This is a genomic window from Streptomyces noursei ATCC 11455 (assembly GCF_001704275.1).
GTDB classification, from domain to species: Bacteria; Actinomycetota; Actinomycetes; order Streptomycetales; family Streptomycetaceae; genus Streptomyces; species Streptomyces noursei.
The window spans coordinates 3,043,012-3,054,627 of sequence record NZ_CP011533.1; the positions used below are offsets into that span (position 1 = coordinate 3,043,012).

Annotated in this window: 9 protein-coding genes; 3 read left to right on the forward strand and 6 right to left on the reverse strand. The window is 72.3% G+C overall.

Features of this window, described 5'->3' with window-relative positions; all coding sequences use genetic code 11:
- Positions 1-173: 173 nt before the first annotated feature.
- Complete coding sequence (locus SNOUR_RS12550) at positions 174-1,841, reverse strand: type VII secretion protein EccB (protein ID WP_067346520.1); 1,668 nt, start codon at positions 1,839-1,841, stop codon at positions 174-176.
- Between the two features lie 333 nt (positions 1,842-2,174).
- On the opposite strand from SNOUR_RS12550, the gene eccE reads away from it, so the two are divergent.
- From eccE to SNOUR_RS12565, 3 genes are all read left to right on the forward strand, one after another.
- Positions 2,175-3,401 (forward strand): type VII secretion protein EccE, encoded by a 1,227-nt coding sequence (gene eccE / locus SNOUR_RS12555; protein ID WP_067346522.1) that lies wholly within the window; start codon positions 2,175-2,177, stop codon positions 3,399-3,401.
- A complete protein-coding gene (locus SNOUR_RS12560; RefSeq protein ID WP_067346524.1) occupies positions 3,401-4,249 on the forward strand; it encodes a hypothetical protein in 849 nt (282 codons plus the stop codon). Before eccE ends, SNOUR_RS12560 begins: the two co-directional genes overlap by 1 nt.
- 345 nt (positions 4,250-4,594) lie before the next feature.
- Positions 4,595-7,225: an SCO5717 family growth-regulating ATPase gene (locus SNOUR_RS12565; RefSeq protein ID WP_067346526.1), complete on the forward strand. Its 2,631-nt coding sequence runs from the start codon at positions 4,595-4,597 to the stop codon at positions 7,223-7,225.
- An 84-nt stretch (positions 7,226-7,309) separates the two neighbouring features.
- Here SNOUR_RS12565 and SNOUR_RS12570 read toward each other — a convergent pair whose 3' ends face one another.
- The 5 genes from SNOUR_RS12570 to SNOUR_RS12590 form a co-directional block, all read right to left on the reverse strand.
- Positions 7,310-8,263 carry a bifunctional riboflavin kinase/FAD synthetase gene (locus SNOUR_RS12570; RefSeq protein WP_067346528.1) on the reverse strand — a complete coding sequence of 318 codons (954 nt, stop codon included), beginning with the start codon at positions 8,261-8,263 and terminating at the stop codon, positions 7,310-7,312.
- A gap of 61 nt (positions 8,264-8,324) precedes the next feature.
- Positions 8,325-9,434, reverse strand: coding sequence for a hypothetical protein (locus SNOUR_RS12575; RefSeq protein ID WP_159425855.1), 1,110 nt, complete (start codon positions 9,432-9,434; stop codon positions 8,325-8,327).
- A gap of 334 nt (positions 9,435-9,768) precedes the next feature.
- Positions 9,769-10,695 (reverse strand): tRNA pseudouridine(55) synthase TruB, encoded by a 927-nt coding sequence (truB, locus tag SNOUR_RS12580; RefSeq protein ID WP_067346531.1) that lies wholly within the window; start codon positions 10,693-10,695, stop codon positions 9,769-9,771.
- Complete coding sequence (gene rbfA / locus SNOUR_RS12585; RefSeq protein ID WP_067346533.1) at positions 10,692-11,147, reverse strand: 30S ribosome-binding factor RbfA; 456 nt, start codon at positions 11,145-11,147, stop codon at positions 10,692-10,694. The genes truB and rbfA overlap by 4 nt, the downstream gene beginning before the upstream one ends.
- A 67-nt stretch (positions 11,148-11,214) precedes the next feature.
- Positions 11,215-11,508: a DUF503 domain-containing protein gene (locus tag SNOUR_RS12590; protein ID WP_067346535.1), complete on the reverse strand. Its 294-nt coding sequence runs from the start codon at positions 11,506-11,508 to the stop codon at positions 11,215-11,217.
- Between the last annotated feature and the right edge of the window lie 108 nt (positions 11,509-11,616).

Here is an 11,616-nt window from a genome sequence, read left to right on the forward strand (position 1 = left end):
AGATGCGGCGGCCTGCGGGGAGGGTGGCGACGGCGCCCGGGAGCGGCTGCGCGGTGGTGTCGGCGGCTGCCGGGGCGCAGCGACAGAGAGGCCGCGCCGGCGCCCCTGCGAAGAAGGGTGCCCGGCGCGGCCTCACACGGCCCGAGAGCCGCTGACGGCGGCTCCCCCGGTCGTCAGGACGCCTGCGGCTTGCTCGCGCTGGCGACGTCCAGCTGCGGCCCCGCGGAGAGCAGCTTGGACCATGCCTCCAGCAGGAGCGGCGGGTGCGCGTCGCCGTAGCCGAGGTGGATCTGCGCCTGGTCCTGCTCCTGCTTGTCGTTGCCGGCCTTGGAGGCGGAGTCGTTGTTCCGCGGGATCGAGTAGCGCAGGCCGGTGTCGGTGACCAGGAAGAGGTTGCCGGAGTTCGCCTTGGGGTTGGCGACCTGCGTGTACAGCAGGCCGCTGCCGGGGGTGACGTAGGTCGAGGCGCCCGGGGCGATCTTGGCCGGGTAGTCCTTGCCGACCCAGGTGCCCATGTTCGGGAGCCCGTTGGGGTAGCCGAGCTTATCGACGCCCGCGAACTTGTTGGTGGTGCCCTTGTAGACGCTGCAGGAGACGCCGTTCGGCGTGGGCGAGCCCAGGCCGCTGGTCTGGGATCCGTGTGCGAAGTCGTTGGCCGCGGTGACGGTCTCCTTGGGCCACGGGTTGTCCAGGTCCGTGAACGGGATCTTGCCGGCGAAGACGAACGGGCGGTTGTCGGTACCCAGCTTCGGGTGGCGAATGCTTCCGGTGGCGACGATGTTCGGCTGCAGCGCCTTGCCGCTGCTGCCGTTCACGGCCGTCGCGTTGGGGCCCTGCTCCAGGAGGTTGGCCACGAAGTTGCTGACCTGCGCGACGCCGTCGAGCTGGACCACGTACTTCTGGCCGTTGCCGTCCTGGAGGATCGAGCCGATCTTGCGCGCCTGGGCCGGGACGTCATCGAAGGGGTACGGCTTACCCGCGTTGTCCACGGTCGGCATGCTGATCGGGAACGGACTCTTGATCAGCGTGTTCATGAAGTCGGCGGAGACCTTCTGGGGTTCCGCCTGGGAGCCGAAGATGATCCGCCGCAGGGTGCGGTCGGCCTCGACGTCGGCGTGCTTCAGGCCGACCTTCGCCTCGTTCAGCGCCTGCCGCGTGTCGGCGATCATCTGGAAGGCGAACCCGTTGCTGTCCACCAGCCACGGCACGCCGTCGGGATCCTCGACGTACAGGGCCTGGTGGAGGTCGAGCTTGCCCTTCTTGGTGTTGTCGATGTCCAGCTTGTCCTTGCCGTCGAGGACGAAGACGGCCTGCTGGCTCTTGCTGTTCTCGCCGCTGCCGGGGCGGTCGCACACCGCCCAGGTCTTCGGCTGGTCGACCGTCTTCGCGGTGGGCAGCCGGTCCGGGGCGTACGGAATGCCGACGGCCGGGCCGTGCGCCAGCTTTCCGTCCAGCTCCGATTCCTTGACCTTGACGACCTGGAACTTCTTCGGGTCGAGAAGAAGCTTGGCCGAGGCGAGATTCAGAACCGGGTGCAGCAGATTCTGCTTTTGGCCGTTTGCGTCCTTGCTCGGCAGAACGACATAGCGTGTGGTGGATTCGTCACCGACGAGGACATTTGCCCCCACCTTGTCCCACCCCTGCGGGGCGACCGGCTTGAGGATGCCGCAGGCTCCGAATCCCACGAGCATCACGACACCCATCACCACGCTGGGCAACACCGCCTTCAGCGGCTTGGGCGCACTTTCGATCGAGCCGTTCGGCAGCGGCTTCAGAAATGCCGCATTCGTACGCTTTCGAGCGAACGAATACGCATTCAGCTCGTCCCGACGTGATGCCATTGTTGCTTTCTCTCCCCGCCTGTCGGATCCACATCGACCGCCCCCGGCACTCACGCCGTAGCGCCCTCTACTATGCCGTGTATCGATCGAGCCGTACGGTACGGGTGCCACCTTCCAACGCACCAGTCCGAGAAGCGGCAGCCGATTCGCCTAAGGCACACCACCAGTAGAGGAGCAGGCCGGGGGATGTCCAGCGCCACCAGGGCTCGACGCCGCAATGGGCGGCAACAGCAGCAACAGCCTTCCGCTGCACCGCAGAACGCGGGAAATGGGGGCCAAAACGGTACAGCTCCGGGCAATGGAGGAAGTGGCGGTCGGGCCGCTGCCGGGCCGGTGTCGCCCCGACTGCGTCAGCAGGCCGGGACCATCGGCGGCGTCCGGGTCCAGCAGCTGGCCATCATCGAACTCGCCGCGGCGCTGGTGCTGGTGGGCCTGTCGATGCACAACGCGGTGGCGCTGACCGTTGCCGGTGTGCTGGCGGTCGTCCTCGTCGTCTTCGCACTGGGCCGGCGCCGGAAGATCCCGCTGCCCGAGTGGATCACCACCGTGCGCGCGATGAACCGCCGCAGCAAGAACGCCAGCGACAACCTCGCCGCCACCCAGGGCGTCGACCCCGCCTTCGCCCCGCTGGTGGAGTGCGAACCGGCGCTGCGCACCTACGAGTACACCGACAACGAGCAGCGGAACGTCGGCTTCGTCGGCGACGGCACGTTCCTCACCGCGATCGTCCAGGTCGACGCCCGCGACGAACCGCTGCGGCCGCAGCGCGGCAGCCACATGGTCCCGCTGGAGGTGCTGCACACCGCGCTGGACGTCGAGGACATCCACCTGGAGTCGGTGCAGTTCGTCCAGTACACCCAGCCCGCCCCGGCGCCGCACCTGCCCGAGCAGGCGGTCGCGGCCCGCTCCTACGCGCCGCTGCAGGCCCAGTCGCAGACCCCGGCGGTGCAGCTGACCTGGATCGCACTGAAGCTGGACCCGGAGCTGTGCGCAGAGGCGATCGAGGCCCGCGGCGGCGGCATGGACGGCGCCCAGCGCTCCCTGCTGCGCGCCGCCGACCAGCTCGTCAGCCGTCTCACCTCGCTCGGCGTGCGCGCCAAGGTGCTCGACGAGCGCGAGGTGGTGGCCGCGGTCGGCACCGCGGTGTGCGTCAGCCCGCGGGCCGCGAACGGCGCGATGGGCCGGGACGGCCGGGCCGCCCGCCGCACCCAGGAGACCACCCGCGCGATGCGCTGCGACGACCGCTGGCACACCACGTACTGGATCGGCCGGTGGCCCCAACTCGGCCGGGGCGGCGCCCCGTTGGCCGCCATCACCCAGCTGCTGACCAGCACCCGGGCGATGGCCAGCACCTTCGCGCTGACCGCGACGCACGGCGCCGGCCGCCTGCCGGCCATCTCCGGCTACATCCGGCTGTCGACCCGCAGTGACAACGAACTCTCCGCCGCGCAGGACGAGTTGGAGCGCCGTTCCGGCTCGGTCAAGGTCGGGCTGGTCCGCCTCGACCGCGAGCAGCTTCCCGGCCTGCTGGCCACGCTTCCCCTCGGAGGTACCCGCTGATGGGCACTCCCACGTATCAGCCCCGTGTCAACGTCAGCGGCAGCGGCTGGCGCAACCCTCCGACCGGCGGTCCCGCCGACGGCGCGCGGCGCCCCTCGCACCAGCCGCGTCCGGACGAGGACCAGTCCGGGCCCACCGGGCCGAAGCCGCGTCCCGGCTACGGTCTGCGCGGCCCGCGGCGCAACCCGCACGTGCTGACCGCCGAGTCGCTCGCGGCACTGACCCTGCCGGTCGGCGACGACGGCGTCATCATCGGCATCGACCCGCAGAACCAGCCCGCCGTGCTGAGCCTGGTGCGTCCGGCGCCGATGGAGATCGTGCTGGTCGGCAGCATGTGGATGGCTCAGGTGCTGGCGCTGCGCACGGTCGCCACCGGCGCCCGGGTCGCGGTGGAGACCGCCCGGCCGCCGGCCTGGGGCCAGATGGCGCAGGCCGCCGGCGGCGGTCAGCAGTGCGTCTCGGTCTTCGACGTGCGTCAGATCGCACCGCAGGGACCGTCGGTTTCCAGCCCCGTTCTGGTCGTCCGCGACATGGGCGCGCGCCCGCCGCGCAACCAGCTCGCGCCGAGCCCCTGGCAGACCGTGCTGACGGTGCTGCCGTTCCTCGGCCCGCGCTCGCCGCAGATGCTCGGCCGGGCGGACCTGGTCGGTCTGCAGCGACTCTCGCCCGAAGAGGCGGAGGTTGTGACGCGGATCATGCGGCTGCCGGAGAACGTCGGCGCGGTGCTGCCGACGCTGAGCGACAACGCCATGCTGTGGTGCCGTCGGGACGGCGACCACCAGTTCGTCATGACCCAGCCGACCGAGGCGGAGACCAACCTGCTGGGCGGCCCGCGCCGCATGGACTGACCGCTCCCACCGGCCGGTTGTCCCGGGCGCCGCGTGCGCCCGTTGCACCACCGGCCGCCGGGCACGAGCTACGGGCGCATCCACGGATGCGCCCGTAGGCGTGCCGAGCGGGCTTGAAGACGACATGGCATCGACTGCCGTTATCGGCCGACTGTTGACTAGGCTGTGGGGAGAGCCGCAGAAGCACATCACATCGGCAGTGCACGACGGCAGTCGATACGGGGATGGAGACTTAGCAGTGGTGGCGCAACCCCGGGTGGCGTGCTCCGACTTCCGATACATCCGATCGATCCGCCTGTATCCGGTCCTGCCGTTCAGGTGCGTTGCAGTAGACCAGGAGGCACAGTGAGAGACCAGGAGGCTTTCCGCCCGGACGGGAACGATCCTGACGACGACCAGTCCGAGTTCGACCTGACCGGCGAGTTCAAGATCGATTTCGCGGCTCCGGCCTGGTACGGCAGCAACGACACCAGTGGTGGTGCGGGCATCGCGGTCTCCCCTGCGACGCCGCCCGCCGGGGTGCAGGACACGACCCCGCCGCCGACCGGCCAGCCGCTGTCCGGGCCGCCCGCCCAGGGCGCCCCGGTCCCCGGCGTGCCGCAGCAGTCCGCGCCCGATCCGACCGCGCCTCCCGGCTTCCCGACGCTGCGTCCGCAGGACGCGGGCGCCGACGCCCCGGCCGCCGCGTCCGACGGTCCGTCGGCTCCCGCCGCGGCCGGCCCCGCCGCGGCTGACGACGACGCCAACGTCCGTTCCGGCACCGGACCGGACCCCTCGGCCTCCCTCTGGGACGACGACGAGGACGACGCACCGGCGACACCTGAGACGCAGGCCGCCGCGGCACCGCAGCCGCAGCCGGAGGCCGCGCCGGCCGCCCCCGTGGAGCCCGCCCCGGCGCCCGAGGGACAGCCCGTACCGGCTCCCGGGCCGGATGCCTCCGCCGTGACCGCGGCAGCCGCCGCAGCGGCCGCCCAGCCGGTCGCACAGCCCGTCCAGGGACAGCCGCCGGCCCAGCAGCAGCCTCCGCAGCAGCAGGTCCCCGTCGCGGGTGTGCCGCAGCAGGGCGTCGCCCCGCAGGCCGCACAGGCCCCGCAGGCCATGCCGCCGCAGCAGGGGGCGCCGCAGGGCGTTCCCGCGCAGGGCGCGCCGTGGGCCGGTGCGGACGGGCAGCAGCAGGGCGTGCCCGGCCAGGGCGCCCCGGCGCAGGGCGGACTGCCGCCGCTGCCGCCGGAGTTCCAGCCCGCCGACCCGCGCATGGCGCAGGCGCAGGCCGGTCAGCAGCCGCCGGTCGCGCCCCAGCAGCCGCATCCCCAGCAGCAGCCACAGCCGCAGGCCCAGCCGCAGCAGGCCCAGCCGCCTCAGCAGCAGGGCTATCCGCAGCAGCCGCAGCAGGCCGGCTATCCGCAGCAGCAGGGCGGCTACGGTTATCCGCAGCCCGCTTACGGCTACCCCCAGCAGGTCCAGCAGCAGCCCCAGCAGCCGCAGCAGGCCCAGCCGCAGCCCAACGCCCAGCCGCAGCAGCCCGCTTACGGCTATCCGCAGCAGGGCTACCCGCAGCAGGCCCAGCAGCAGCCGCAGCAGCAGGCCCAGCCCGGCTACCCCCAACAGGGTCAGCCGGGGCAACAGGGTCAGCCGGGGCAGCAACAGCAGCCCCCCGGCCAGCAGTTCGGCGACCCCAACGCGGCGGCCAACTACGCCCAGTACTCCCAGCCGGGCCAGCAGCAGCCGCAGCGGGCCACCCCGGGTGCGCCGCTGGGCTACAGCGCCGCGGTCGAGCTGACCTCCGACCGCCTGCTGCGCAACCAGCCCAAGAAGCGCAAGCCGGGTGCCAACGCCCAGCCGTCCAAGTTCAAGTTGGGCGCGAAGAAGGAGATGGAGGAGCGCCAGCGCAAGCTGGAGCTGATCCGTACGCCGGTGCTCTCCTGCTACCGGATCGCGGTGATCAGCCTCAAGGGCGGCGTCGGCAAGACCACGACGACCACCGCGCTGGGCGCCACCCTGGCCTCCGAGCGGCAGGACAAGATCCTGGCGATCGACGCCAACCCGGACGCCGGAACGCTCGGCCGACGGGTCCGCCGCGAGACCGGGGCCACCATCCGCGACCTGGTGCAGGCCATCCCGCACCTGCACAGCTACATGGACATCCGCCGGTTCACCTCGCAGGCCCCCTCGGGCCTGGAGATCCTCGCCAACGACGTCGACCCGGCCGTCTCCACGACGTTCAACGACGAGGACTACCGGCGCGCGATCGACATCCTGGGCAAGCAGTACCCGGTCATCCTCACCGACTCGGGCACCGGTCTGCTCTACAGCGCGATGCGCGGCGTCCTCGACCTCGCCGACCAGTTGATCATCATCTCGACCCCGTCCGTGGACGGTGCGAGCAGCGCCAGCACCACCCTGGACTGGCTCTCCGCGCACGGCTACGCCGACCTGGTCCAGCGCGGCATCACGGTCATCTCCGGGGTCCGCGAGACCGGCAAGATGATCAAGATCGAGGACATCGTGTCGCACTTCGAGACCCGCTGCCGCGGCGTCGTCGTGGTGCCCTTCGACGAACACCTCGCGGCCGGCGCCGAGGTGGACCTCGACATGATGCGGCCGAAGACCCGCGAGGCGTACTTCAACCTCTCCGCCCTGGTCGCCGAGGACTTCGCGCGCCAGCAGCAGGCGCAGGGGATGTACGCCCAGGCGCAGATGGGCCAGCAGCAGATGGGCGGCGACCCGTACGCCCAACAGGCCCAGCAGCAGGACCCGTACGCGCAGCAGCAGGACCCGTACGCCCAGCAGCAGTACGCCCAGCAGGCGCAGCAGCAGGTCCCGCAGCAGGGCCAGCCGCCGGCCGGCTACCCGCCGCAGCAGGGCGGCTGGCAGCAGCAGCCCCCCGCGCAGCCGCCGGCCGGCTGGCAGCAACAGCCTGCCCCGGACGCGCCGTTGCCGGAGCAGGGCGGCTGGACACAGCAGCCGCCGCAGTGAGCGCGGCCTGAACGAAGGGGCGGGGCCCGGCAGTCGACTGCCGGGCCCCGCCCCTTCGTGCGCCGCGTGCGGGCGCCCGGTGCGTCAGACCAGTCCGGAATCGGCGATCAGCCCGCGGGCCTGCTTCACGTCGACCGCCATCCGCTCCAGCAGCGCATCGAGGGTGTCGAACTTCTCCTGGCCCCGGATGTAGGAGAGGAAGTCCACGGCGACGTGCAGCCCGTACAGGTCGAGCCCGACCCGGTCGATGGCGTACGCCTCCACCGTGCGCACCTTGCCGTCGAACTGCGGGTTGGTGCCGACCGAGACGGCCGCCGGCATCGCCTCGCCCTCGACGTGCAGCAGCCCCGCGTAGACCCCGTCGGCCGGGATGGCGGTGTGCGGCAGGGTCTCCACATTGGCGGTGGGGAAGCCCAGTTCGCGTCCGCGCTGCGCCCCGCGGACGACCACGCCCTCGACCCGGTGCGGCCGGCCCAGGACCTCCCGCGCGCCCGCCACGTCGCCCTCGGCGACCAACCGGCGGACCAGCGTGGACGAGAACGGCTCGCCGCCGCCCGCGGTGCCGCGCTCGAAGAGGTCGATGACCTCCACCGTGTAGTCGTAGGTCCGGCCCAGCTCGGCGAGGGACTCGACGGTGCCCTTGGCCTTGTGGCCGAAGCGGAAGTTCGGGCCCTCGACGACGACCTGCGCGTGCAACTTGTCGACCAGCACCTTCACCACGAAGTCGGCGGGCGCCAGTTGGGAGAACTCCTTGGTGAACGGGAGCACCAACACCGCGTCCACGCCCAGGTCGGCCATCAGCTCGGCCCGCCGGTGGTGCGGCGCCAGCAGCGGCGGATGGGTGCCGGGGCGGACCACCTCGCTCGGGTGCGGGTCGAAGGTGACGACCACGGCGGGGATCCCCAGCTCACGGGCACGGGCCACCGCCCGCCCGATGATCAGTTGGTGGCCGCGGTGCACTCCGTCGTACGAGCCGATGGTGACGACGCTGCGTCCCCAACCCTCGGGGATGTCCTCCAAGCCACGCCAGCGCTGCACTGTGCCCGCTCCTCGCCCGAACTCTTGTCCGTCCACTGCGCCATTTCGGCATGACGCAGGTCTAAGACTGCCATGCCGGGAGCGCGGGTTCGCGCGAAGGGTGGCCTGGCCGCTGTTGCATCGGCCACGCCGCGGGGCCGTCCGGCCATCGGCCGGTTTCCGCCGCGGCGGTCTGCGGGCCCGGCATCGGCCCCCGAGCACCGCTCCCCCGGCCCGCCCCGGCCCGTCGCAGCGCCGCCGGCTCGTCCTCGGCGAGCGCGTCCAGCAGCTCCGCGGCCCGGGGGTGGGCGACCCGGGCGAGCGTCTCGACGAGAGCGTCCAGCGCCCGGGCGCGATGGGTGTGCAGCAGGGCCTGCGCGGCGTCCGCGACGGTGATCACATGGGGTGCGGCGGGTGCCGTCCGGAGCGGGCGGGTGTCCTCGAACCAGCCGCACAGCAGCGGCTGGATCCGCTCGGGGTCGGCCTTGAGCAGCTCCGCCACCAGGTCCAGGAACCGCCCGGGGCGGAGCTCCGCGGCGTCCGGGCGGAACGCTTCTGCGCCTCCTTGGGGCGGCCCCGCGGAATCGCCGTCGCCCCCTGGCCGGGCGTCCACCCATCTGTCGTCCGCGCGCCCGTCCGCCCCCGCGTCGGCGGCGTGCACCCGGACCCGCGGCGGCCGGGCGAAGGACCGCGACAACCGCCCGCCCCGCGCGGCCGGACGCGGCCCGTCGGCCGGCAGCAGTCGGCGCAGCAGTTCCAGCCGGTCCGCCGCGGCCAGCGCCAGGCACCGCCAGAACACCGGCCCGAAGACCTCCAGCCCGGTGCCCGCGAAGCCGCCCGCCACCGCCGCCCGCTCGGTGATCCGGTCGGCGAGCAGCCGCAGCACGCCCAGATACGGCGTGGCGTCCGGCACCCCCAGCAGGACCCCGCTCAGCCGGCCGGCCGCCGAGCCACCGGCCGCCCCGCCCTCGGTCGCGGCCCCCACCAACTCCCGCCACTCGACGGGAAGTTGCTCCTCCACGCGGTCGCCGCCGGCCGGACCGGCCACACCCTGCGCAGCTGCGCGGGGCCACCCGCCCGCGCTTCCGTACGCGCCCCCGTCGAGCCCCCCGTACACGTCCCCGTACGCCTCTGTGTCGGCGTCCAGCACCACCATCCGCGAACCTCCCCACCCGTTACCGTGCGTGCTCATGGGCGACGACGGTAGACAGACAGTGATCTTCGCGACAGGGCGCACGGCGAACGCGCCCCCTTCCGCGCCGTGATTCACTCCGAGCGCCTGCTCGGCGGGGTGAATCATGAGAACGCGCTGGACAGAGTCTCACCGAGGGGGACGGTGGAGCGCGGGCCGAACGCTCCGCGCCCATCCGCACGGCCCGCGTTCCACCACTCCCCCGAAGCACACGGCGGCCGGGCCGGGTCCGCCGCCCGTCCCGCCCTCCGGACGGACGACGGGACGGCGCGGACCCGACCTGGGGCGCTTCTGACGGATCTCCGTGGCGTCGCGGATCTCCGTCAGAAGCGCCCTAGGCGAAGACCGCCAGGCTCTTGGCCCGCCCGCCCTGGTTCTCCACCAGCGCCAGGAACGTCCCGTCCGGCCCGAAGGCCGCCACCGGGCCGTCGCCCTCGAAGAGCGGCATCGGGACCCGCGCACCGTTCAGCAGCAGCCGGGACTGCGCCTCGGAGACGTCCCAGCGGGTGAACGCGGCGGCCGCGGCGTCCCCGAGGGGCATGACCGGCAGACCGTCGCCCTCGGGGTCGTCCACCGCCGCCTGGAGCTGCTCCAGCGTCCGCGCCCGGTCGAGCTTGTACGGGCCGACCCGGGTGCGGCGGAGCGCCGTCAGATGGCCGCCCACGCCGAGCCCGGCGCCCAGGTCGCGGGCGAGGGCGCGGATGTAGGTGCCGGAGGAGCAGACGACGGAGATCAGCACGTCGGTCACTGGGGTGCCGTCGGCGGCCTCGGACTCGTGCACGGAGTGCACCACGAACGAGGAGATGGTGACCGGTCGGGCCGGGATCTCCACGTCCTCGCCGTCCCGGACCCGCTTGTAGGAGCGCTTGCCGTCGATCTTGATGGCGCTGACCTTGGACGGCACCTGCATGATCGCGCCGGTGAGCTCGGCGACCCCGGCGTCGATGTCCTCGCGCGCCAGGCCGTGCGCCGCCTTGGACGCGGTGATCTCGCCCTCGGCGTCGTCGGTGATCGTGGTCTGACCCAGCCGGATCGTCCCGACGTATTCCTTCTCCGTCAGCGCGAGGTGCCCCAGCAGCTTGGTGGCCCGCTCCAGGCCGAGGACCAGGACACCGGTCGCCATCGGGTCGAGGGTGCCGGCGTGCCCGACCCGGCGGGTACGGGCCATCCCGCGCATCTTCGCCACGACGTCGTGCGAAGTGAAGCCGGACGGCTTGTCGACGATGACAAGACCGCCCGGCTTGGTGCTCTGCCGCTTCATTCTGCCGCTGCGTCCTCGTCGTCCTCGTCGGCACCCGGCTTGCGGTACGGGTCCGCTTCACCGGCGTACTTGGCACCCGAGGAGACCTCGCGCACCTTGGCGTCCGAGGCCCGGGCCCGGTCGAGCAGGTCCTCGATCGTCTGGGCGTTCTCCGGCAGGGCGTCCGCGACGAACGTCAGGGTCGGCGTGAACTTGGTGCCGGCTGCCGCACCGACCGCGGAGCGGAGCACGCCCTTGGCGCTCTCCAGCCCGGCGGCGGCACTGGCCCGGTCCTCGTCGTCTCCGTAGACCGTGTAGAAGACCGTCGCCTCCCGCAGGTCACCGGTGACCCGGGTGTCGGTGATGGTCACGTGCGTGCCGAGCCGCGGGTCCTTGACGCCGCGCTGCAACTTCTGGGCGACCACCTCCCGGATGAGGTCCGCCAGCTTCTTCGCCCGCGCATTGTCGGCCACTGGTCCGTCTCCTTCTTCTTTTCCACAATTGTGCTTCCACCGGCGTCGACCCGCCCGGTCGCCCGGGTCACTCGTCGTCGCCGTGCAGCCGCCGGCGTACGGACAGCAGCTCCACTTCGGGCCGTGCGGCGACCAGGCGCTCGCAGCGGTCCATGACGTCCGTCAGATGTCCGGCGTCCCCGGACACCACCGCCAGGCCGATACGGGCCCTGCGGTACAGGTCCTGGTCTCCCACCTCCGCGACGCTCACCGCGTACTTGCGGTGCAGCTCGGCGACGATCGGGCGGACGACGGAGCGCTTCTCCTTCAGCGACCGTACGTCGCCGAGAAGCAGGTCGAAGGACAACGTCCCTACGTACATGCAAGACGGGTCAAGCCACCCGTGGGGCCTTCGGGGTGCCTCCCGGCGTCGGCCGGAGGCGTCATTTCGAACCGTACACGGAACGACCGGGGCCGATCGACGGAAATT